The 22323-nt window shown below is 72.2% G+C and carries 24 protein-coding genes; 17 read left to right on the plus strand and 7 right to left on the minus strand.

The features are described 5' to 3' along the window. Nucleotides 1-20: 20 nt before the first annotated feature. The 5 genes from ABZ479_RS07300 to ABZ479_RS07320 all read right to left on the minus strand — a co-directional run bounded on the left by ABZ479_RS07300 (nucleotide 21) and on the right by ABZ479_RS07320 (nucleotide 5154). Nucleotides 21-1040: a Gfo/Idh/MocA family protein gene (locus tag ABZ479_RS07300; protein ID WP_499601447.1), complete on the minus strand. Its 1020-nt coding sequence runs from the start codon at nucleotides 1038-1040 to the stop codon at nucleotides 21-23. A gap of 31 nt (nucleotides 1041-1071) precedes the next feature. Next, entirely contained in the window at nucleotides 1072-1983 is a 912-nt protein-coding gene (locus ABZ479_RS07305; protein ID WP_500460490.1) for a sugar phosphate isomerase/epimerase family protein, read from the minus strand. 194 nt (nucleotides 1984-2177) lie between these two features. Next, complete coding sequence (locus tag ABZ479_RS07310; RefSeq protein WP_500460491.1) at nucleotides 2178-3056, minus strand: ATP-binding cassette domain-containing protein; 879 nt, start codon at nucleotides 3054-3056, stop codon at nucleotides 2178-2180. A 5-nt stretch (nucleotides 3057-3061) separates the two neighbouring features. Then, nucleotides 3062-4144, minus strand: coding sequence for an ABC transporter permease (locus ABZ479_RS07315; protein WP_500460493.1), 1083 nt, complete (start codon nucleotides 4142-4144; stop codon nucleotides 3062-3064). Continuing rightward, nucleotides 4141-5154 carry a sugar ABC transporter substrate-binding protein gene (locus tag ABZ479_RS07320; protein WP_500460494.1) on the minus strand — a complete coding sequence of 338 codons (1014 nt, stop codon included), beginning with the start codon at nucleotides 5152-5154 and terminating at the stop codon, nucleotides 4141-4143. Before ABZ479_RS07320 ends, ABZ479_RS07315 begins: the two co-directional genes overlap by 4 nt. Nucleotides 5155-5428: 274 nt before the next feature. On the opposite strand from ABZ479_RS07320, the gene iolC reads away from it, so the two are divergent. The 13 genes from iolC (at nucleotide 5429) to ABZ479_RS07385 (ending at nucleotide 18778) form a co-directional block, all read left to right on the plus strand. Next, entirely contained in the window at nucleotides 5429-6376 is a 948-nt protein-coding gene (iolC, locus tag ABZ479_RS07325) for a 5-dehydro-2-deoxygluconokinase (protein WP_500460495.1), read from the plus strand. A 32-nt stretch (nucleotides 6377-6408) separates the two neighbouring features. After that, a complete protein-coding gene (locus tag ABZ479_RS07330; protein ID WP_499601441.1) occupies nucleotides 6409-7287 on the plus strand; it encodes a Cgl0159 family (beta/alpha)8-fold protein in 879 nt (292 codons plus the stop codon). 37 nt (nucleotides 7288-7324) lie between these two features. Continuing rightward, on the plus strand, nucleotides 7325-8230 hold the full coding sequence (iolB, locus tag ABZ479_RS07335) for a 5-deoxy-glucuronate isomerase (RefSeq protein ID WP_500460497.1): 906 nt from the start codon (nucleotides 7325-7327) through the stop codon (nucleotides 8228-8230). Beyond that, on the plus strand, nucleotides 8230-10101 hold the full coding sequence (gene iolD, locus ABZ479_RS07340) for a 3D-(3,5/4)-trihydroxycyclohexane-1,2-dione acylhydrolase (decyclizing) (RefSeq protein ID WP_500460498.1): 1872 nt from the start codon (nucleotides 8230-8232) through the stop codon (nucleotides 10099-10101). Before iolB ends, iolD begins: the two co-directional genes overlap by 1 nt. A gap of 192 nt (nucleotides 10102-10293) precedes the next feature. Then, entirely contained in the window at nucleotides 10294-11013 is a 720-nt protein-coding gene (locus tag ABZ479_RS07345; protein ID WP_499601991.1) for a GntR family transcriptional regulator, read from the plus strand. A 134-nt stretch (nucleotides 11014-11147) separates the two neighbouring features. Further along, nucleotides 11148-12110, plus strand: coding sequence for a sugar ABC transporter substrate-binding protein (locus tag ABZ479_RS07350; protein WP_500460499.1), 963 nt, complete (start codon nucleotides 11148-11150; stop codon nucleotides 12108-12110). Then, nucleotides 12107-13129, plus strand: a complete 1023-nt coding sequence (locus ABZ479_RS07355) for an ABC transporter permease (RefSeq protein ID WP_500460500.1) — start codon at nucleotides 12107-12109, stop codon at nucleotides 13127-13129. The genes ABZ479_RS07350 and ABZ479_RS07355 overlap by 4 nt, the downstream gene beginning before the upstream one ends. Continuing rightward, on the plus strand, nucleotides 13126-13905 hold the full coding sequence (locus ABZ479_RS07360) for an ATP-binding cassette domain-containing protein (RefSeq protein ID WP_500460501.1): 780 nt from the start codon (nucleotides 13126-13128) through the stop codon (nucleotides 13903-13905). The genes ABZ479_RS07355 and ABZ479_RS07360 overlap by 4 nt, the downstream gene beginning before the upstream one ends. Before the next feature lie 198 nt (nucleotides 13906-14103). Next, nucleotides 14104-15222 carry an ROK family glucokinase gene (locus tag ABZ479_RS07365; RefSeq protein ID WP_499601435.1) on the plus strand — a complete coding sequence of 373 codons (1119 nt, stop codon included), beginning with the start codon at nucleotides 14104-14106 and terminating at the stop codon, nucleotides 15220-15222. 5 nt (nucleotides 15223-15227) lie between these two features. Continuing rightward, the gene (locus ABZ479_RS07370; RefSeq protein ID WP_500460578.1) at nucleotides 15228-15749 is read left to right on the plus strand and encodes a hypothetical protein; all 522 of its coding nucleotides are present in this window, start codon (nucleotides 15228-15230) and stop codon (nucleotides 15747-15749) included. Nucleotides 15750-15834: 85 nt separating this feature from the next. Further along, nucleotides 15835-17139 (plus strand): bifunctional 3-oxoadipate enol-lactonase/4-carboxymuconolactone decarboxylase PcaDC, encoded by a 1305-nt coding sequence (gene pcaDC / locus ABZ479_RS07375; RefSeq protein ID WP_500460503.1) that lies wholly within the window; start codon nucleotides 15835-15837, stop codon nucleotides 17137-17139. Between the two features lie 127 nt (nucleotides 17140-17266). Continuing rightward, on the plus strand, nucleotides 17267-17914 hold the full coding sequence (locus tag ABZ479_RS07380) for an MBL fold metallo-hydrolase (RefSeq protein WP_500460504.1): 648 nt from the start codon (nucleotides 17267-17269) through the stop codon (nucleotides 17912-17914). 84 nt (nucleotides 17915-17998) lie between these two features. Further along, nucleotides 17999-18778: an exodeoxyribonuclease III gene (locus ABZ479_RS07385; protein WP_500460505.1), complete on the plus strand. Its 780-nt coding sequence runs from the start codon at nucleotides 17999-18001 to the stop codon at nucleotides 18776-18778. Here the strand turns inward: ABZ479_RS07385 and ABZ479_RS07390 are convergent. Next, the gene (locus ABZ479_RS07390; RefSeq protein ID WP_500460507.1) at nucleotides 18703-19560 is read right to left on the minus strand and encodes a hypothetical protein; all 858 of its coding nucleotides are present in this window, start codon (nucleotides 19558-19560) and stop codon (nucleotides 18703-18705) included. The genes ABZ479_RS07385 and ABZ479_RS07390 overlap by 76 nt on opposite strands. Before the next feature lie 108 nt (nucleotides 19561-19668). Here ABZ479_RS07390 and ABZ479_RS07395 point away from each other — a divergent pair, with 108 nt between their 5' ends. Continuing rightward, nucleotides 19669-20007, plus strand: coding sequence for a cupin domain-containing protein (locus ABZ479_RS07395; RefSeq protein WP_500460509.1), 339 nt, complete (start codon nucleotides 19669-19671; stop codon nucleotides 20005-20007). Nucleotides 20008-20012: 5 nt separating this feature from the next. Further along, a complete protein-coding gene (locus ABZ479_RS07400; RefSeq protein WP_499601428.1) occupies nucleotides 20013-20453 on the plus strand; it encodes a DUF6278 family protein in 441 nt (146 codons plus the stop codon). Between the two features lie 27 nt (nucleotides 20454-20480). Here ABZ479_RS07400 and ABZ479_RS07405 read toward each other — a convergent pair whose 3' ends face one another. Continuing rightward, the gene (locus tag ABZ479_RS07405) at nucleotides 20481-21338 is read right to left on the minus strand and encodes a helix-turn-helix domain-containing protein (RefSeq protein ID WP_500460510.1); all 858 of its coding nucleotides are present in this window, start codon (nucleotides 21336-21338) and stop codon (nucleotides 20481-20483) included. Between the two features lie 141 nt (nucleotides 21339-21479). Here ABZ479_RS07405 and ABZ479_RS07410 point away from each other — a divergent pair, with 141 nt between their 5' ends. Together ABZ479_RS07410 and ABZ479_RS07415 are read left to right on the plus strand one after the other, a co-directional pair. Continuing rightward, entirely contained in the window at nucleotides 21480-22001 is a 522-nt protein-coding gene (locus ABZ479_RS07410; protein WP_500460511.1) for an ATP-binding protein, read from the plus strand. A gap of 29 nt (nucleotides 22002-22030) precedes the next feature. Then, nucleotides 22031-22315 carry a TfoX/Sxy family DNA transformation protein gene (locus ABZ479_RS07415; RefSeq protein WP_326571765.1) on the plus strand — a complete coding sequence of 95 codons (285 nt, stop codon included), beginning with the start codon at nucleotides 22031-22033 and terminating at the stop codon, nucleotides 22313-22315. Nucleotides 22316-22323: the final 8 nt, after the last annotated feature.

Genomic DNA, 22323 nt, shown 5'->3' on the forward strand with positions numbered 1-22323 from the left:
TGGCCGGGGACCTGCGTCCCTCAGCGGTAGAACGCCGGTCGGTCGGCCAGTTCGACCTCGACACGCCCGCCCGTCTCCTGGGAGCGGACACCGGCCTCGCAGACCGCGGCGGCGGCGTAGCCGTCCCAGACGCTGGGGCCGGTGACCTCTCCGCGCCGGGTGGCGTCGACCCATGCCTGGACCTCGCGGTCGTAGGCGTCGGCGAAGCGTTCCACGAAGTCCTGGGCGATCGTGCCGCCCCAACGGCCCGCGGTGTTGACGAGCAGGTCGTGCGCGTCGCCGATGCGGGCGCTGCCGCGCTCGCAGACCGCCTCGGCCTGCACCTGGTAGCCGAAGCCGCAGTTGAGGAAGACCTCGACGTCGACGACCGCTCCGCCGTCGGTCTCGAAGACCACGAACTGCGGGTCGTCCAGGCCCGCGGGCGCGTTCGCGGACGGGCGGGGGCGCAGCACGGTGACGGCGGTGATCTCCTGGCCGAGCAGCCAGCGGGTCACGTCCATCTCGTGCACGAGAGAGTCGTTGACGAGGTTGGCGTTGGTGAAGCCGGGCGGGATGCTCGCGTTGCGGTGCCGGTTGTGCAGCATCAGCGTCCGGCCCAGTTCACCGCTGTCCAGCAGGGCCTTGAGCTTGCCGTACTCCGCGTCGTAGCGCCGCATGAAGCCGACCTGCACCCGACGGTGGCCCAGGCGCTGCTCGGCCTCCATCACACGCAGCGCGGAGGCGGCGTCCGGCGTGAGCGGCTTCTCGCACAGCACCGGCAGGTCGTGCTCGAAGGCCGTGAGCAGCGCCGCCTCGTGGGCGGGGCCGGGCGAGGCGATGAGGACGGCGTCCACGTCGGCCGCGGCCATCGCCGCCGCGGGGTCGGTGTACGCCGTGCAGCCCTCGACGCCGTCGGCGACCGCCTTCACGCGTTCGGCGTCGACGTCGACGACGGCGGTCACCCGGGCGCCGCTCACCACGTCGTTGATGCGGCGTACGTGGTCGGCGCCCATCTTGCCGGTGCCGATGACGGCGACCCCGAGCGGTCCGTGCTGCGTCATGATGCGTGTCTTCCCTTTCGTGGGCGGTGCGTCAGGCACCGCAGGAGCGCAGGAACTTCCGGGTGCGCTGCGCGATGGGCAGCGGCCGCTCCGGCTCGCAGGGGTACATGTCCTGCTCGACGATCGCGAACAGGTCGACGCCCAGGCCCTGCGCGGCGGCCAGCACCGGCTCCAGGGCGGGCACGCCGCCCGGCGGCTCACACATGACGCCGCGCTGCACGGCCGGGCCGAAGGGGACCCCGTTCTTGACGACGTCGGCGAGGATCTCGGGGTCGACCTGCTTCAGGTGCAGGTAGCCGATCCGCTCCCCGTAGGTCTCGATCAGCTTGACGCTGTCGCCGCCGCAGTAGGCGTAGTGGCCGGTGTCCAGGCAGAGGTTGACCAGGTCCGGGTCGGTGGCGTCGAGGAAGCGCTCGACGTGCTCCTCGGTGTCGATGTGCGTGTCGGCGTGCGGGTGGACCACGATGTCCAGGCCGTAGGTGTCGCGGACCTGGCGGCCCAGGCGCTCCATGCCGGTGGCGAGGTGCCCCCACTGCTCGGCGGTGAGTTCGCGCGGCTCGATGATCTCGGCGGTCTTGTCGTCGCGCCAGAAGGACGGGATGACCACCAGGTGCCGGGCGTCCATGGCCCGGGCGAGGGCGGCGACCTGGCCGACGTGCTCCCAGGTGGCGTCCCACACCGAGGGGCCGCGGTGCAGGGAGGTGAAGACGGTGCCCGCGGAGACCTTCAGGCCCCGGCGCGCGGTCTCCTCGGTGAGCCGGGCCGGGTCGGTCGGCAGGTAGCCGTACGGGCCCAGCTCGATCCACTCGTAGCCCGACTGGGAGACCTCGTCCAGGAAGCGCTGCCAGGGCACCTGCTGGGGGTCGTCGGGGAACCAGACGCCCCACGAGTCGGGCGCGGAGCCGATCCGGATCCGGTCCAGAACGGGGGAGGGGGCAGTCATGAGGAGGGCTCCTCTCACCGGTCGCCGCGGACCGGTCGTGGTTCGGTAGGGCGGCCCGTCAGGGCGGTGGTACGGATGCCCGCGGAGCTCCGTGGTCCCGCTGGAAGCTTCGCCGTCCGGCCGGGCAGCCGTCAAGAGTTAGTCCTGACATACGGACGTCATGTCAGGGTCGGGGGGAAGGGCCGGACCGCCCCTCACGGGGAGGTGCGGCCCTCGGCCAGGTCCTCCGGACCGGGCAGTTCGTCCACGTCGACGCCGCGGACCTGGGCCAGTTCGTGCTTGAGCGCGGCCAGCTCCGTGCCGCCGGCCATGTGGTGGGTGAGCTCCTCCAAGGAGACCTCCTTCCGGGCCGCACTCAGTTCCAGGGTGCCCAGCCGCAGCACGGAGAAGTGATCGCCGACCATGAACGCGTGGTGCGGATTGTGGGTGATGAAGATGACGCCCAGACCCCGCTCGCGTGCGGCCGCGATGTACTTCAGGACGACGCCGGACTGCTTGACGCCCAGTGCCGCGGTGGGTTCGTCCAGGATCAGCACCCGTGCGCCGAAGTGGACCGCGCGGGCGATGGCCACGGACTGCCGCTGGCCGCCGGAGAGGGTGCCGATGGGCTGTTCGAGGTCGTCCAGGACGATGCCCATCGCCCGCAGCTCCTCGTCCGCGGTGCGTTTCATCCGGGCGATGTCCAGGCGGCGTACGGGCCATGGCCCGCGCGTCAGCTCGGAGCCGAGGAAGAAGTTCCGCCAGACCGGCATCAGCGGAACGGTCGCCAGGTCCTGGTAGACGGCCGCGATGCCGCGGTCCAGGGCCTCCCGCGGGGTGTTCAGCCGTACGGGCGCGCCGTCGATGCGGAACTCGCCCTCGGTGTGCCGGTGCAGGCCGGAGACGATCTTGATCAGGGTGGACTTGCCCGCGCCGTTGTCGCCGAGGACGCAGGTGACCTGCCCCGGCCGGACGGCCAGGTCGACGCCGTGCAGGGCGCGGACGTTGCCGTAGCTCTTGCCCACCCCGTCCAGTTCGACGAGGGGCTCGGGGGCGGCGGCGGTGCCGCCGGGGGCGGTGGTGGCGGTGGTCATCGGGCTCACCTCCGGGTCGCCGTGCGGCGGACCCACAGATTGACGAGGGTCGCGATCAGGAGCATCACGCCGAGGAAGAACTTGAACCAGTCGGGGTTCCAGTTGGCGTACACGATGCCCTGCGAGACCATCCCGAAGATGAAGGCGCCGATCACCGAGCCGATCGCCGAACCGTAGCCGCCGGTGAGCAGGCAGCCGCCGATGACCGCCGCGATGATGTACAGGAACTCGTTGCCTACGCCTTCGCCCGACTGCACGGCGTTGAACGAGAAGAGCAGGTGCATGCCGGTGAACCAGGCGCCGAAGCCCACGGCCATGAACAGCGCGATCTTGGTGAAGGCCACAGGTACGCCGACCGCCCGCGCGCTGTCCTTGTTGCCGCCGACCGCGAAGGTCCAGTTGCCGAACCGGGTGCGCAGCAGCACCCAGGTGGCGAGCGCCGCGAAGCCGAGCCACCACAGCACCGTCACCTTGAGCTGGACCCCGCCGACACCGATCTCCGAGGCGAACAGCGCGCGCGCCTGGCCGAAGCCGTCCATGTCGCTGATGGAGTCGGTGGCGACGTTGCCGGTGAAGATCTTGGTGACGGCCAGGTTGAGGCCCTGCAGCATCAGGAAGGTGGCCAGGGTGATGAGGAAGCTGGGCAGCCCCGTCTTCACCAGCAGGTAGCCGTTGAGCGCCCCGATGCCCAGGGACACCATCAGGGCGACGGCCACACCGGTCCACACGTTCATGCTGAGCTGGAAGCTGAACATGCTCGCGGTCAGCGCCGACGCGGTGACGGCGACGCCGGCCGAGAGGTCGAACTCGCCGCCGATCATCAGCAGGGCCACGGGCAGCGCCATGATGCCCATGACCGACGCCTGGTAGAGCACGGTCGCCAGCGATCCGGCCTCGCGGAAGGACGGCGCCACCGCGAAGAAGAAGAGGTAGACCGCGACGGCGGCGATCAGCGCGCCGATCTCCGGGCGGGCCAGTGTCCGGCGCAGCAGCGAGCGTTCGGCGGTGCGGCCGTCCGCCTCGGAGGCGGGTGCCGCGGGTGGTGAGGGGGACGCCGCGGGGGCGGCTGCCTGGGACACCGGGATCACCGGGTGCCCTTCGCGGCGAACGCGGCCACGGACTCGACGTTGTCCTTGTCGACGAAGGCCGGGCCGGTCAGGACCGGTGCCACGCCGCCGCCGCTGACGTTGCCGTTGGTCTTGTACAGCCACAGGGAGTCGACGGACAGGTAGCCCTGCAGGTACGGCTGCTGGTCGACGGCGAACTGCACCCCGCCGTCCTGGACGGCCTTGACCAGGTCCTTGTTGAGGTCGAAGGTGCCGACCTTCGCCTTGCTGCCGGCGTCCGCGACAGACTGGACGGCCGTCAGCGCGAAGGGCGCGCCCAGGGTGACGACGTAGTCGATGCCGGAGTCCTGCTTGAGCTTCGCCGTGATCGTGGACTTCACCGACGGCATGTCCGTGCCGTTGACGTAGAGGTTCTCGGTCTTCCCCTTGAACGTCTTCTTCACGCCGGCGCAGCGGGCCTCCAGGGCGACGTGGCCCTGTTCGTGGATCACGCAGACGTTGTGCTTGGCGCCCAGGTCGTTGAGCTTGTCGCCCAGCGCCTCGCCGGCGACGCTCTCGTCCTGTCCGAAGTACTCCAGCAGCCCCTGGTCCTTCCAGTCGTCCAGGCCCGCGTTGAAACCGACCACAGGGATGCCCGCGGCCTCCGCCTTGGCGACGACGTCCTTCATGGCGTCGGGCTTGGCCAGGGTGACGGCTATCCCGTCGACCTTCTGGTCGATCGCGTTCTGGATCAGGTTGGCCTGGGTCGCGGCGTTGGGGTCGTTGGAGTAGACCAGCTCCACGTTGTCCTTGGCGGCGGCGGCCTGGGCGCCCTTGCGGATCAGGTCCCAGAAGGTGTCGCCGGGGGCGGCATGGGTGACCATCGCGATCTTCATCCGCGGGGTGTCGGCCTTTCCCGCGGCGGGGGCGCCCGCCGACTCCTCGGCCTTCTTCCCGCCTGAGCTGCTGGAACAGCCGGCTGCGAGGAGGACGGCGGCGGTGGAGAGGGCCGCGACGGCGGAGATCCGACGGTATCTGCGAGAGCGTTCCATGTTCCTGCACCTCACTGCGGTGGGAGGGAGAAGGGGACGGACGTGTTCACATGGCCGGGTGCTGCACGGGAGCAAACCCCTCCCCGGGGTCCCTGTCAAGACTTTGTCAAGACATCAATTCATCTCGACGTAACGACAAGGTAACGAGCCGGTCGTCCGGCGGTCGGTACGTTCGTATGTAAGGACATAGTGTTGACAGCGCTCGGCCGGGCGGGCTAGACCTGACAGGGCCGCAGAGCGACCCCCCGGTGACGCACGACGAGGAGTCACGCCCATGACCGAGCCGTACGACCTGATCACGATGGGCCGGATCGGGGTGGACCTCTACCCGCTGCAGACCGGTGTCCCACTGCCCCAGGTCGAGACGTTCGGGAAGTTCCTCGGCGGCTCCGCCACCAACGTGGCGGTCGCCGCCGCCCGCCTCGGCCGCGCCACCGCCGTCATCACCCGCACCGGCGACGACCCCTTCGGCACGTACTGCCACCAGGCGCTCAAGGAGTTCGGCGTCGACGACCGCTACGTCACGTCGGTCGCCGCGTACCCGACACCGGTCACCTTCTGCGAGATCTTCCCGCCGGACGACTTCCCGCTCTACTTCTACCGGCTCCCCAAGGCCCCCGACCTGGAGATCCACGCCGGCGAACTGGACCTCGACGCGATCCGGGCCGCCCGCATCTTCTGGATGACCGGGACCGGCCTGTGCGCGGAGCCCAGCCGCACCGCCACCCTCACCGCCCTCGAGGCCAGGGCCCGCCGCGGCACCACCGTCTTCGACCTCGACTGGCGCCCCATGTTCTGGAAGGACCCCGACGAGGCCCGCCCCTACTACGCGCGGGCGCTGGCCTCGGCCACCGTCGCCGTCGGCAACCTCGACGAGTGCGAGATCGCCACCGGGGTGCGCGCACCGCGCGCCGCCGCCGAGGCGCTGCTCGCCGCCGGGGTCGAACTCGCCGTCGTCAAGCAGGGCCCCAAGGGCGTCCTCGCCGTCCACCGCGACGGCACCACCGCCGAGGTGCCGCCGGTACCCGTCGACGTGGTCAACGGGCTCGGCGCGGGCGACGCCTTCGGCGGCTCCCTCTGCCACGGGCTGCTCGCCGGCTGGGACCTGGAACGGATCATGCGCCACGCCAACGCCGCGGGCGCGATCGTGGCCTCCCGCCTCGCCTGCTCCTCCGCGATGCCCACCGCGACGGAGGTCCAGGACCTCCTCGGCCGCGGCTGACGGTCCGTCCCCTGCCCGAAAGTGAGCTCCTCTTGAGCATCAGCATCTCCGACCTGGTGAAGGTGCGGACCCACCATCCCGAGGCGATCGCCGAGGCCGCAGCCCGCCGCGTGCGCCGTCCACTCGTCGGTGACAGCGGCCGGCTGATGATCCTCGCCGCGGACCACCCCGCGCGGGGCGCGTTCGCCGTGGGGGACCGGGAGTTCGCCATGGCCAACCGCGTGGACCTGCTGGAGCGGCTGTGCACCGCGCTCTCCCGTCCCGGCGTCGACGGTGTGCTCGGCACCGCGGACATCCTGGAGGACCTGCTGCTGCTCGGCGCGCTCGAGGGCAAGGTGGTCATGGGGTCGATGAACCGCGGCGGCCTGGCCGGGGCCTCCTTCGAGCTCGACGACCGCTTCACCGGCCACCGCGCCCAGGACATAGCCCGGCTCGGCTTCGACGCGGGCAAGCTGCTGCTGCGCATCAGCTACGAGGACAGCGGCTCGCTGAGCACCATGGTCGCCACCGCCCGCGCCATCGACGAGATGGCCGAGCACCGGCTCCCGGTCTTCGTCGAGCCGTTCATATCCCGTCGCGTCGACGGCAGGGTCCGCAACGACCTCAGCGCGGAGGCGGTCACCAAGTCCATCGCCATCGCCTCGGGGCTCGCCGGGACCTCCGCCTACACCTGGCTCAAGGTGCCCGTCACCGAGGACGTCGACGACATGGCGACCGTCATGGAGACCTCCACGCTCCCCGCCGTCCTGCTGGGGGGCGAGGTGGGCAGGGAACAGGAGGCGGTCTACGAGAAGTGGCGCAAGGCGCTGCGCCTGCCCACCGTCCAGGGCCTGGTCGTCGGCCGCACCCTGCTCTACCCGGCGGAGGGCAGCGTGGAGACCGCCGTCGACACCGCCGTCGGTCTGCTGTGACGTCCCGGTCGAACCGCGAGAAGTGCGAGGCCCACACATGAACGGCACCGAGGAGCACCTGCCCGCCGGGAAGGCCGCCGCCGGCCCCTACGCCGTCGACGTCGACCCCGGCCGGGCCGGCTGGGAGCACTCCTCCCTGCGGGTCGTGGAACTCCCGCCCGGCGGACGGCACGAGTTCGCCACCGGCGACAGCGAGTGGATCGTGCTGCCGCTCTCCGGCGGCTGCGAGGTCTCCGCCCAGGGGGAGACCTTCCGGCTCACCGGGCGCGAGAGCGTGTTCACGGCGGTCAGCGACTTCGCGTACGTGCCGCGCGACGAGACCGTCACCGTCACCACCGCCTCCGGGGGCCGCTTCGCCCTGACCGGCGCCCGCTGCGAGCGGCGGCTTCCCGCCCGCTACGGACCGGCCTCCGCCGTCCCCGTCGAGCTGCGGGGCAGCGGCAGCTGCAGCCGCCAGGTCAACAACTTCGGCGCCGCAGGGGTCTTCGAGTGCGACCGCCTGATCGCGGTGGAGGTACTCACCCCCGCCGGCAACTGGTCGTCCTTCCCGCCGCACAAGCACGACGAGGACCGCGAGGGCGAATCGCGCCTGGAGGAGATCTACTACTTCGAGATCGCCCCGGCGCACGGCAAGGACGGCATCGGCTACCAGCGCGTCTCGCCCTCCGGCAACGGCCGGGGCACCGACGTCCTCGCCGAGGTCCGCAGCGGCGACGTCGTCCTCATCCCCGACGGCTGGCACGGTCCCTCGATGGCCGTGCCCGGCCACGACATGTACTACCTCAACGTCATGGCGGGTCCGGGGGAGGAGCGCGCCTGGCTGATCTGCGACCACCCCGACCACGCCTGGATCCGCGACACCTGGCCGGACCAGCCGGCCGACCCGCGCCTGCCCCTGTACACCGCCCCCGCCGCCACCGGCGAAGCCCCCGAGAGGTCCTGATGAGCAGCCAGTCCGTACGCCGCCTCACGGTCGCCCAGGCGCTGGCGCGGTTCCTGTCCGCGCAGTACACCGAGCGCGACGGGGTCCGCCGCCGGCTCGTCGCCGGCACCTGGGGCATCTTCGGCCACGGCAACGTCGCCGGCATCGGCCAGGCGCTGGTGGAGTACCGGGAGGAGATGCCCTACCACCAGGGCCGCAACGAGCAGGCCATGGTGCACGCCGCCGTCGGCTACGCCCGGCAGCTCAACCGGCTGTCCGCGCAGGCCGTCACCACCTCCATCGGCCCCGGCGCCACCAACCTCGTCACCGGCGCCGCGCTCGCCACCGTCAACCGGCTGCCGGTGCTGCTGCTCCCCGGCGACTCCTTCGCCAACCGCGTGCCCGACCCGGTGCTCCAGCAGCTGGAGCACACCCAGTACGGCGACGTCACCGTCAACGACGCGCTGCGGCCGGTCTCCCGCTGGTTCGACCGGGTCACCCGGCCCGAGGCACTGATCCCGTCCGCGCTCCAGGCGATGCGGGTGCTGGCCGACCCCGCCGAGACCGGGGCCGTCACGCTCGCCCTCCCGCAGGACGTCCAGGCCGAGGCGTACGACTGGCCCGAGGAGTTCTTCGCCGAGCGTGTCTGGCACGTACGCCGCCCGGCTCCCGAGGCCGCCGAACTGGCCGCCGCCGCGGAGGCGGTGCGCGCCGCGCGGCGTCCGCTGATCATCGCGGGCGGCGGTGTCCACCACAGCGAGGCCGAGGCCGCCCTCCTGGCACTGGCCGAGGCGACCGGCATCCCTGTGGCCTCCACCCAGGCGGGCAAGGGCTCGCTGCGTCACGACCACCCGGCCGACCTCGGCGGCGTCGGCCACACCGGCACCGCCGTCGCCGACGACATCGCGCGCACCGCCGACCTGGTCATCGGCGTGGGCACCCGCTACACCGACTTCACCACCGCCTCCTCCACCCTCTTCGCCGCCCCCGGGGTGCGTTTCCTCAACCTCAACGTCACGGGCTTCGACGCCCACAAGCTCGGCGCCCGCACCCTGGTCGGCGACGCCCGAGCGAGCCTGGAAGCCCTGGCGCAGGCCGTGGCGGGACACCGCATCGCGCCGGAGTACGAGGCCGAGTACACCGCCGGCAAGGAGCGCTGGGAGCGCGTCGTCGACGCCGCGTACGCCGCGGACGACACCGACCGCCCCACCCAGACCCAGGTGCTCGGTGCCCTCGACTCGGTGGTCGGCGACGACGACGTGCTGATCAACGCCGCCGGCTCCCTCCCCGGCGACCTGCACAAGCTCTGGCGCGCCCGCAGCCCGCGCCAGTACCACCTGGAGTACGGCTACTCCTGCATGGGCTACGAGATCCCGGCCTCCATCGGCGTGCGCATGGCGGCGCCCGACCGGCCCGTCTGGGCGCTCGTCGGGGACGGCACCTACCTGATGATGCCGACGGAGATCGTGACCGCCGTGCAGGAGGGCGTGAACGTCAACCTCCTCCTGATCCAGAACCACGGCTACGCCTCCATCGGCGGGCTGTCCGCCGACGTGGGCGGCGAGCGCTACGGCACCGCCTACCGCTACCGCGCCGCCGACGGCTCCTTCACCGGCGACCCGCTCCCGGTGGACCTCGCCGCCAACGCCGCCAGCCTCGGGATGGACGTGCTGCGCGCCGCGACGGTGCGCGAGCTGCGCGAGGCGCTGGCCACCGCCCGCGCCTCCGACCGTCCGACCTGCGTGTACGTGGAGACCGACCCCACGCCGACGGCACCCGCCGCCCAGGCCTGGTGGGACGTGCCGGTCGCCGAGACCGCCTCCCGAGAGGCGGCCGTCGAGGCCCGCAAGTCCTATGAGCGGCACCTGGGCGACCGCCGCCGCCACCTGTGAGGCGGCCCCCCGGACCGTTCGCGGAACCCGCACCACCGACCGCACCACCGACCGCACCGGCCCGTCCGCGGGCCCTGGAGAAGGCGTGGATCCACATGTTCGGACAATGTGATGTCAGAGTTTCCTGAGATCGATACCGGCGGATACGCTCCCCCTGTGTCCAAAGCAGAGTCCGCGCCGCTCGAGTTCGAGGTGGACCGCTCCAGCCCGGTGCCGCTGTACTACCAGCTCGCGCAGCAGCTGGAAGGTGCCATCGAGCACGGCAGGCTCGCTCCCGGAAGCCTCCTGGGCAACGAGATCGAACTCGCGGGACGGCTCGGCCTCTCCCGGCCGACCGTCCGGCAGGCCATCCAGTCCCTGGTGGACAAGGGCCTGCTGGTGCGCCGGCGCGGCGTGGGCACCCAGGTCGTGCACAGCCAGGTCAAGCGGCCACTGGAGCTGAGCAGCCTCTTCGACGACCTCCAGGCCGCCGGGCAGAGCCCCGCCACCCGGGTGCTGCGCAACGAGACCGAGCCGGCCTCCGCCGAGGTCGCCGCGGCGCTCGGCATCGCCGAGGGCAGTGACGTCGTCGTCCTGCAGCGGCTGCGCTTCACCCACGGCGAGCCGATGGCCCACATGTGCAACTACCTGCCGCCCGGACTCCTCCCGCTGGACGACGCCAAACTGGAGTCCACCGGCCTGTACCGCATGATGCGCGCCGCCGGGATCACCCTGCACAGCGCCCGCCAGTCGGTCGGCGCCCGCTGCGCCACCGAGGCGGAGGGCGAGCTGCTCGCGGAGGAGCCGGGGGCGGCGCTCCTCACCATGAGCCGGACGACCTACGACGACACGGGGCGGGCCGTCGAGTACGGCAGCCACATCTATCGCGCGTCCCGCTACGCCTTCGAGTTCCAGCTGCTCGTGAGGGCCTGAGCGGCCGCGGAACCCCCCCTTCCACGAGCATCGCACCCTGTGACGGATACTTGGTCGGTTCCAAGACCAGCAGGGAAAGGCACGACGTGGAGAGCGCGAACAGGGGAAGGCGTGCGCTCGGTGCGCTACTGACAGTGGTCATCGGTGTGGCGCTGGCGGGCTGCAGCAGCACCGGAGGCCTGCGCGCCGAGCAGCGGGCCAAGGAGGCTCAGGCCAACGGTTCGGCCGTCGACACACCGAGGTGGACGGTCGCCATGGTCACCCACGCCGGCGCCGGCGACAGCTTCTGGGACATCGTCCAGAAGGGCGCCCGGCAGGCCGCCGCCAAGGACAACATCAAGTTCCTGTACTCCAACAGCGACCAGGGCAAGGACCAGGCGCAGCTGGTGCAGACGGCCATCGACCAGAAGGTCGACGGCCTGGTCGTCACGCTCGCCAAGCCAGAGGCGATGAAGGACGTCGTCCTGAAGGCGGAGAAGGCCGGCATCCCGGTCATCACCATCAACTCGGGGTCCGCCCAGTCCAAGGAGTTCGGCGCCCTGGCCCACATCGGCCAGGACGAGACCATCGCCGGCGAGGCCGTCGGCGGCGAGCTCACGGAGCGCGGCAGGAAGCACGTCCTGTGCGTGCTGCACGAGCAGGGCAACGTCGGCCACGAGCAGCGCTGCGGGGGAGTGAAGAACACCTTCGAGGGCACGACGGAGAACCTCTACGTCAACGGCACCAACATGCCCGACGTCCAGTCCGCCCTCCAGGCCAAGCTGGCCGCCGACCCGTCCATCGACGCCGTCGTGACCCTCGGCGCGCCCTACGCCGCCACCGCCGTCAAGGCGAAGGAGCAGGCGGGCAGCAAGGCCGAGGTCGACACCTTCGACCTCAACGGCCAGGTCGCGGGCGCGCTGGAGGCAGGCACCCTCGGCTTCGCCGTGGACCAGCAGCCCTACCTGCAGGGCTACGAGGCCGTGGACCTGCTGTGGCTCTACCGCTACAACGCCGACGTCCTCGGCGGCGGCGGCCCGGTGCTCACCGGCCCGCAGATCGTCACCAAGGACGACGCGGCCGCGCTGAAGGACTACGCGAAGCGGGGCACCCGATGACCGCGGACAGCCTCGCGCCCCCGAGGGGGCTCGGGAACCGCCTGTTCAGCCGCCCCGAGCTGGGCGCCGTCGTCGGCGCCGTGGCCGTCTTCGTCTTCTTCTCCGTGGCGGCCGACTCCTTCCTGCGGCCGGCGAGCCTCGGGACCGTCCTGTACGCGGCGTCCACCATCGGGATCATGGCGGTGCCGGTGGCGCTGCTGATGATCGGCGGCGAGTTCGACCTGTCGGCGGGCGTCCTGGTGACGTCCTCCGCCCTGGTGTCGTCGATGTTCAGCTACCAGATGACGGCCAACGTCTGGGTCGGTGTCGGCGTCTCGCTGCTCGTCACCCTCGCCATCGGCTTCTTCAACGGCATCATGCTGGCCCGCACCAAGCTGCCGAGCTTCATCATCACGCTGGGCACCTTCCTGATGCTCACCGGGCTCAACCTGGGCTTCACCAAGCTCATCGACGGCACGGTCAGCACGAAGTCCATCGCCGACATGGAGGGCTTCCGCTCGGCGCGTGCGCTGTTCGCCTCGCACCTGACGATCGGCGGCGTCGACCTCCAGGTGACCATCCTGTGGTGGATCGCCCTGGTCGCCGTCGCGACCTGGGTGCTGCTGCGGACCCGCGCCGGCAACTGGATCTTCGCGTCCGGCGGCGGCCCCGACGCGGCCCGCGCTGTCGGCGTCCCCGTCACCCGTACGAAGACGGGCCTCTACATGGCCGTCGCCTTCTGCGCGTGGATCTCCGGACAGCACCTGCTGTTCTCCTTCGACGTGGTGCAGTCGGGAGAGGGCATCGGCAACGAGTTCCTGTACATCATCGCCGCGGTGATCGGCGGCTGTCTGATGACCGGCGGCTACGGCTCGGCCATCGGCTCCGCGGTCGGCGCGTTCATCTTCGGCATGACCAGCAAGGGCATCGTCTACGCCGAGTGGAACCCGGACTGGTTCAAGTTCTTCCTGGGCGCCATGCTGCTGCTGGCCACACTGCTCAACGCCTGGGTGCGCAAGCGGGCGGAGGCGGCGAAGTGACGGCCCTGGTGAGGCTGACCGACGTCAGCAAGGCGTACGGGCACGTGCGGGCCCTGGAGGACGTCTCCCTGGAGGTGCACGCGGGGGAGATCACCTGCGTCCTCGGTGACAACGGCGCCGGGAAGTCCACCCTCATCAAGATCATCGCGGGGCTGCACCAGCACGACCGGGGCAGCTACGAGATCGAGGGCGTGCCCGTGCGCCACGCGTCGCCCCGTGAGGCACTCGACCACGGCATCGCCACCGTCTACCAGGACCTGGCCGTCGTCCCGCTGATGCCGGTCTGGCGGAACTTCTTCCTCGGTTCCGAGCCGCGCAGGGGCCGGGGCCCCTTCAAGCGCCTGGACGTCGCCCTGATGCGGGAGACCACGCGCACGGCGCTGCGTGACATGGGCATCGACCTGAGCGACGTGGACCGGCCCATCGGCACCCTGTCGGGCGGGCAGCGCCAGTGCGTCGCCATCGCCCGCGCCGTGCACTTCGGGGCCAAGGTGCTCGTCCTCGACGAGCCCACGGCGGCGCTCGGCGTCCGGCAGTCCGGCGTCGTGCTGAAGTACGTCGCCGCGGCACGGGACGCCGGCCTCGGCGTGGTCCTCATCACGCACAACCCCCACCACGCCCACCTCGTCGGCGACCGCTTCGTCCTGCTGCGCCGCGGCACGATGACCGGCACCTACACCAGGGAGGGGATCACGGTGGACGAGCTCACCCGGGAAATGGCCGGGGGCACGGACCTGGAGACCCTCGCCCACGAGCTGCGCCGCCCGGCACCGTGACGGCGGGCGGGCGGCCCCGGCCGCCCGCCCCGCGCACCCACTCGCCGTCGCCCGGGACCGGGGGCCACGCCCCCGCGATCCCGGGCACTTAGAATCACTCGGAGAACCGCCCCCGACCCCGGAGAGACGAGCCTTGCGAGCGACGACCGAGCAGCAGTTCGGGACCGAGTCCGGGATCGGATCCACGGGGGTGAACCGATGAGCATGTACCGGGGTGCCGCCCGCTCCTCCAGCAGTTCCACGCTCCTGAGCACGGTGGGCCGCCGCGAGCGCCGCTCGCACCTCACCGCGCCCCGCGTCCCCACCGTCGGCATCGACATCGGCGGCACCAAGGTGATGGCCGGCGTGGTCGACGCGGACGGCAACATCCTGGAGAAGCTGCGCACCGAGACGCCGGACAAGAGCAAGAGCCCGAAGGTGGTGGAGGACACCATCACCGAGCTCGTCCTCGACCTGTCCGAGCGCCACGACGTGCACGCCGTCGGCATCGGCGCGGCCGGCTGGGTGGACGCCGACCGCTCCCGGGTGCTCTTCGCCCCGCACCTGTCCTGGCGTGACGAGCCGCTGAAGGCCCGTCTCACCGAGCGCCTGCGGGTGCCGGTCATGGTCGACAACGACGCGAACACCGCCGCCTGGGCGGAGTGGCGCTTCGGCGCCGGCCGCGGCGAGAGCGACCTCGTGATGATCACGCTCGGCACCGGCATCGGCGGCGCCATCCTGGAGGACGGCCACGTCAAGCGGGGCCGCTTCGGTGTCGCCGGCGAGTTCGGCCACATGCAGGTCGTGCCCGGTGGGCACCGCTGCGCCTGCGGCAACCGCGGCTGCTGGGAGCAGTACAGCTCGGGCAACGCCCTGGTGCGCGAGGCCCGCGAACTCGCGGCGGCGGATTCCCCGGTCGCGTACGGGATCATCGACCGGGTCGACGGCCAGGTACGGGAGATCACCGGTCCGCTCATCACGGAGCTCGCTCGTGAGGGTGACGCGATGTGCGTCGAGCTCTTCCAGGACATCGGCCAGTGGCTGGGCGTCGGCATCGCCAATCTCGCCGCGGCCCTGGACCCTTCCTGCTTCGTCATCGGCGGCGGCGTCAGCGCGGCCGACGACCTGCTGATCGCCCCGGCCCGCGACGCCTTCCGGCGCCATCTGACCGGGCGCGGGTACCGGCCCGAGGCGCGTATCGTCAAGGCGCAGCTCGGCCCCGAGGCCGGGATGGTCGGCGCCGCGGATCTGGCGCGGCTGGTCGCGCGCCGCTTCCGGCGGGCCAACCGGCGGCGGGTCGAGCGGTACGAGCGCTACGCGAAGGTTGTCGGCAAGTGAGTGCCATGCCCCCGAGGAAGCCGCCGCGCTGGGTGCAGTGGACGGTCGTCCCGCTGCTGATCCTGGTGCCGATCGGCTACGTGATCATCTCCGCGGAGCAGAGCCGGGACAGCGGCGAGGAGAAGCAGGAGCAGGCGGCCGTCACCACGCTCACCTACCTGTGGCCCACGAAGGTGCAGCGGCGCATCTACGAGGTGACGATCCCGTCCGGTTCGGCGCCGGTGGCGTACCTGGAGACCAACAACTGGGCCGCCAGCTCCTTCTACGTGCAGTTCCGCACCAACCAGGGCGGCCTGGACACCTTCCTCGCCCAGTACGGCCGGAGCCGCTCCGCCCTCCGGGACGGCGACGTGACCGTGAGTCCGAAGCAGGCCCGTGCCGTGCGCTGGGACTTCGGCGCGTCCGGCAAGTGGGCCGGCCTGAAGCTCAAGAAGCACGGTGACAAGCCGGACCACAACATCACGGTCGACTTCTCCAACACGGACCACCCTGTGGTCTATGTCGTGTCCACGATAAACTTCCGCTGACCGGCGCCCAGGCGCCCCAAGGCCGCCCACGCCGTCGCGGGGCCCGGCCGTCCCCGCCCGCGAACGCCTCGATAGCGTGGAGCGAGTGAGCGACGAGCAGAGCACGCAGACCCTCCAGCACCGCGTCGACGGGCCGCAGGACGCGCCGGTCCTGGTCCTCGGCCCCTCACTGGGCACGACGTGGCACATGTGGGACCGGCAGATACCCGAGCTGACCCGCCAGTGGCGGGTGCTGCGGTACGACCTCCCCGGGCACGGCGGGGCACCCGCCGACGCCTCGGTGTCCACCGCCGAACTGGCCGACCGCCTGCTGCGCACCCTGGACGAGGCCGGCATCGAGCGCTTCGGCTACGCCGGCTGCGCCTTCGGCGGTGCCGTCGGCACCCAGCTGGCACTGCGTGCCCCGCAGCGCGTCGCCTCGCTCGCCCTGGTCTCCTCGGCAGCCCGCTTCGGGACGCCCGACGCCTGGCGGCAGCTCGGAGTGGTCGTCCGCGCCAACGGCCTGGAGCAGATCGCGCTCAGCGCCCCCGAGCGCTGGTTCGCCCCCGCCTTCCGTGCCGCCCAGGCCGCCATCGTGGACTGGTCCGTCCAGATGGCCCGGGCCGTCGACCCGGAGTGCTACGTCGCCGCCTGTGAGGCGCTGGCCTCCCACGACGTGCGCGCCGAGCTGGGCCGGATCACCGTGCCGACGCTGGTCCTGGGGGGCGCCGAGGACCAGGTGACACCGCCCGCCGACGCCCGGGCCCTGGTCGCCGGGATACCGGACGCGCGGCTCGCCGTCGTCCCCGGAGCCTCGCACCTGGTGCCGGTCGAGCAGCCCGCGGCCGTCGGCGAGCTCCTCGTACGCCACTTCGAGGCCACCTGGACCGAGCAGCCCGTCGTCGTGGCCGCGCCCGTTCAGCCCGCGCCCGTGCAGCCCGCGGCCGTCGCCCCGGAGCCCGCACCGGCGGTCGCGACCCCCGTACGGCCCGGGCCGCAGCACCAGGGAGGCGTCGCGCCCGGCCGCGTCGACCCGTACGCCGAGGGCGACCGCACCCGGCGCGAGCTCCTGGGCGACGCGCACGTCGACCGGGTGGAGGCCGAGGAGGCCGACGAGCCCGCCGGGGCCTTCGAGGAGTTCGTCACCCGCTACGCCTGGGGCGAGCTCTGGAACCGGCCCGGGCTCGACCGGCGGACCCGTAGCGTCATCACCCTGACCGCACTCGTCGCGGGCGGCCACCACACGGAACTGGCCGCGCACACCCGGGCGGCGCTGCGCGGCGGCCTCACCCCGGCCGAGATCGAGGAGGTGCTGCTGCACGCCGCCGTCTACCTCGGGGTGCCCGCCGCCACCTCCGCCCACGCGGTGGCGCGGCGCGTCATCCGGGAGGAGACTCGGCCAGGGGAGTGAGCCCGCGCGCAGGGCGGCAGCGTCGTCCCGCCGGCCCATCGGCGCCACCACCTGGATGCGGCGTGTGCGGCGCGCACGGCCTGGGCCATGATGGCCACGCAAAGGATCACCGCTCCGGAGGAGAGTCATGAAGCTGACGAAGAGGGGCCACGCCTGCGTCCGCCTGGAGAAGGACGGGCGCGTGCTCGTCATCGATCCCGGAGGCTTCACCGAGCCGGACGCCGCGGTGGGGGCGGATGCGGTCCTCGTCACGCACGAGCACGCGGACCACTTCAGCGAGCAGCAGTTGCGCGCCGCCCTGGAGGCCGACCCCGCCGCCGAGATCTGGACCCTCAAGAGCGTCGCCGACCAGGTCTCGGCCGCCTTCCCGGGCCGGGTCCACACCGTGGGCGAGGGCGACACCTTCAGCGCGGCCGGCTTCGACGTCGAGGTGCACGGCCAGATGCACGCCGTGATCCACCCCGACATCCCGCGCATCACCAACGTCGGCTTCCTCGTCGACGGCTCCGTCTTCCACCCCGGCGACGCGCTCACCGTGCCCGGCCGGTCCGTCGAGACGCTGCTGCTGCCCGTGCACGCCCCCTGGAACAAGGTCTCCGAGGTCATCGACTACCTCCGCGAGGTGAAGCCGGCCCGCGCCATCGACGTGCACGACGGGCTCCTCAACGACCTCGCCCGCACCCTGTACGACCGGCTGCTCGGCCCCGACGGGCCCGGTGTCGGCGGCGCGGAGCACGGCAGGCTGGCCTCCGGCGACAGCACCGACCTGGGCTGACGCCCCGGCCGCACGACCTGCCGCAGACGGCCGCCGGGAACGCCCCGGGACCGGTTGTCGGAGGCGGGCGGTACATTCGGGTCCATGCGCATCGCCACCTGGAACGTCAACTCGATCACCGCCCGCCTGCCGCGGCTGCTGGCCTGGCTGGAGAAGAACAGCCCGGACGTGCTGTGCATCCAGGAGACCAAGTGCACCGAGGAGCAGTTCCCGTTCGAGGAACTGCGCGCCCTCGGCTACGAGACCGCCGTCAACGCCACCGGCCGGTGGAACGGCGTCGCCCTCCTGTCCAAGGTGGGCCTCGAGGACGTCGTCGTCGGCCTGCCCGGCGGCCCGCTGTACGAGGAGGTCGACGAGCCCCGCGCGGTCTCGGCGACCTGCGGCCCGGTCCGGGTCTGGTCGGTGTACGTGCCCAACGGCCGTGAGGTCGGCCACGAGCACTACGCGTACAAACTGCGCTGGTTCCAGGCGCTGAGCGCGGCGGTCGCGGAGGACGCGGCGGGCGAGCGCCCCTTCGCCGTCCTCGGCGACTACAACGTGGCGCCCACCGACGAGGACGTGTGGGACCCCACGGTCTTCGAGGGGATGACGCACGTCACCCCCGCCGAGCGCGAGGCGCTGGCACACCTGCGCGAGGCCGGGCTCAGCGACGTGGTGCCCCGCCCGCTGAAGTACGACCGTCCCTACACCTACTGGGACTACCGCCAGCTGGCCTTCCCCAAGAACCGCGGCATGCGGATCGACCTGGTCTACGCGAACCAGCCCTTCAGCAAGGCGGTCGGCGACGCCTACGTCGACCGCGAGGAGCGCAAGGGCAAGGGCGCTTCCGACCACGCCCCCGTCGTGGTCGACCTGGACGTCTGACCGGTCCTGGGCAGGCCCAGCGCGAAGCGCCCCCCGGCCCTGCGCTGGAACTCGACATGGCCACGGAGCCCCGGCGGGCAGGGCAGGTGCAGGGTCGCCGGGTGCGCCACCTCGCGCAGGTCCACCACCAGGGCGTCGTCCGGCAGTCCGGTCAGCGCGGCGGCCAGCTCCGGGTCCGCCGCCGGGCGGGCCTGTCCCACCGGGGTGCCCCGCAGGTCGGGGCGGTAGGAGAAGACGTTCGAGGTCTCGGCGAGCCGTTCCAGCACCGCGGCGTGGTCCGGGACCGAGGCGTCGGCCCGGGCCGCCCCCGGCTCCGCATCGGGGGTCAGGCGTTCCAGGGCCGCGAGCCCCGCCCGGGCCAGCAGGGTGACCCAGTCGACCAGCGAGGGCGCGACGTACGCCCAGGTGTCGGGGAAGACCCCGGTCGCCGCGAACACCCGGCCCCAGGCGCCGGTGCCCCCGTCCACGTCGACGAAGAGCGTGTCCCCGCCCGACTCGTGCAGCAGGTGCGCGGAGCCGGGTGGCCCCACGGCCCAGCCGCCGGGGTGCAGACCCCGCTCGGGGGCGAGCCGGTACTCCTCCAGGCCGCCGATGCGGATCGACCGCACCCTGCCGACCAGGCGCCGCACCTCGCCGGGGAGCTGCACGCCCCACGCCGCGATCTCTGCGTCCTCCGCGCCGGTTGCGAGCCGGACGGTGCCCGGGGCCCGCGCCGCCAGTTCCTCCAGCAGCCGCCAGGCGCGGTCCGCCGCCCGCCCCCCGGCTTCCCGTTCATCCCGCATTGAGTGGCCCTTCTCGCGCCGGGCAGCCTTACGTCACGTATTGTGCGGCAACGGAACGTATACAACGTGTCGTTACCGTTGGCATACGCCCGCGCGTACGCTCCGGCCATGAAGAGCTTCTCCGTCGACATCGCCGCCGCCGTGCTCGAACCCGAACCCCTGGACGCGGGACAGATCGTCTCCGGCTCCCCCGAGGTCACCGGGAAGGTGCTGTGGCGGTCGGCCGACGGCACCCGCTCCAGGGGGATCTGGCAGATCACCCCGGGCGTGGTGACCGACACCGAGGCGGACGAGATGTTCGTGGTCGTCAGCGGACGCGCCACTGTTGCGGTGGTGGGCGGGCCGACCCTGGAGCTCGGTCCGGGAGAGGTCTGCGTCCTCCGCGAAGGAGACCGCACGACATGGACCGTCCACGAGACACTCCGCAAGGCCTACGCCATAGGCTGATGCCCATGGACATCTCCTTCCTGGACAGGTGGCGCAAACGGTACGGCGAGGTCCGCGGCGCGGCCGTACCGGAGTCCCTCGCCGAGGACCAGGAAGGAGTCGCCGAACTGCTCTCGGAGTGCGAGCTGCTGCGCGCCAGGGCCGAGGCCGAGGGCGTCGAACTGGACGACACTGCCCTCTCGTTGGAGCGCCTGGACCAGTTGGTGCCGCGCTGGCGCGACGACCCGGACGAGCTGTCCTGGCTCGGCAACGACGCCGGGCTCTACCTCGGCACGGTCGTGGTGCGCACCGTCCCGGGCGCGAGCTGGCAGATCTGGCCCAACGGACGGCCCGTCATCCAGCTGGCCTCCGGCCGTGAACTCGACGTCGTCGAGGCGGGCCACGAGTGGGCGGAGAGCGGTACCCCGGAGCTGTCCCAGGTCTACGCCGAGGCCTCCGAGGTCTGATCGCCCGCCGGGCCCGCGACGGGCACCCTAGATGACGCGTTCGGCCTCGCCGAGCATGGCCTCGAACCAGCGCTCGAAGCCGTAGAGCACCGAACCGGGCGGGGTGGTGGCGAGCCGGTAGACCAGCGAGCCCCGCGGGTCGGCCGGTGGTCCGATGACGGAGACGAAGGTGGCGCCGTCGAGGCGCACCAGCCTCCACACCGGTGGGGTGCGGTAGCGGTAGACCTCGAGCCGAATCGTTCCTTCTTCGGCGAGGGCACCGAGCATGTCCTCCGCGAAGCGGAGGCTCGAGGAGAAGAAGCGCGGTGTCTCGCCGACCTCCTCCGCGATCCGGGCCACCGCCGGGCTCTCCGGGTGCAGCAACAGCAGCCGCATGCGGGCGGTCCCGGTCCGGTCCCGGCGGGTCAGCGGCCCGCGCAGCAGCGAGTCGCCGAGCGCCAGCAGGCCGAGGGCGCGTACGCCCACCACGTCCACCGCATCGGCGCTCGCCGCCACCTCACGGATCTCCGCGGCGGCCTCGGGCTTGGTCAGCGCGACCGCGGCCACCTGCGGATGGTCCATCAGGTCCCGGACGCCGTAGGAGCGCAGGCGGCGCGGTGCGAGCCCCATGAGCAGCCGTGCGTGGTCCGGCATGCGCAGTCCCTGCGCGATGCGCTCGAACACGTCGAACCGCACCACCGAACGGCGGCCCCGCACGATCTCGTTGACCCGGCCCTGCAGCAGCCCCGTCGCGGCCGCGATGCGCGACTGGCTCGCGCCGCCGTACTGCTGCGCGAACCGCAGGATGGCCCCGGCGTCGCGGGCCCGCAGGGCCTCCCGAATCTCCTCGCGCTCCCAGGCCCACGCGGGGATCTCGACGGCATCACCGGAAACCGGTCCCGACATCCACGACTCCCGTCCACCCCGGCGGCGGTCCACCGGCGTTACCAGCGGGTATGTCGTGGTGAGAATAGCGCGGGGGTATCGCGTGCACAGGTGCTTCGCGGGAATGCTCGGCGCCACCTACGACACCTGTGAGGTGGTCACATGGGGGACAACCTGGCCGCACGGCCGCCGTTCCGGCGCGCCGCCCCCGGCGCCGGCCGCGGCGCGGGCGACGACTCGCCCCCGGACACCCTCCATACCCACGATCCGGCGGCCGAACCCGTCCCGTCCCCGCCCGCCACCGTGTTGCTGGGCGAGGTCTTCCTGCCCTCCGACGACCTGGCGCCCGCTCAGGCGCGGCGCGTCCTGGCGGCGACCCTGGACGCGTGGGACCTCGGGTACCTGCTGGACACCGCGGGCATCGTGCTCGCCGAGCTCGTCTCCAACGCGGTGCGCCACGCCGGGGGCCGGCGGGTGGGCGTCACGTTGTCCCGGCGGCTGACGCTGGTGCACATGTCGGTCCGCGACGGCTCCCGCACTCCGCCATGCCTGGTACTGACCGGCCGGGTCCCCGACACGACCGGGAGCACCCGCGGTCTGCAGGTCGTTTCGGCCCTGACCTACCGCTGGGGGACAGAACTCCTGCCGGGCGGCAAGCGTGTCTGGGCCGAGATCGCCGTCTGACGGGGCGTCGGGAGGTGCATGATGGGGGCATGGACTCCCTGCAGCAGATGCCCAACATCGGCGCGGTCCTGGCCGAGCGCCTCCGCAGCGCCGGCGTGCCGGACGCCGACGAGCTGCGCCGCCTCGGATCCGGAGGGGCCTTCGCGATGATCCGCGAGGGGCTTCCCGAGGACGCCTGCACCCACACCCTGCTCGCCCTCGAGGGCGCGATCCGCGGTACCCGCTGGACCGCCATCCCCAAGGCGGACCGCGACGCGCTGGTCGGCCGGGTGCTCGGCGAGGGCCACGCGGGCGCGGCCGCCGGAGGCCGATGACGACCGGC

The sequence above is a fragment of the Streptomyces sp. NPDC005722 genome, from assembly GCF_040630935.1.
Taxonomy (GTDB): Bacteria; Actinomycetota; Actinomycetes; order Streptomycetales; family Streptomycetaceae; genus Actinacidiphila.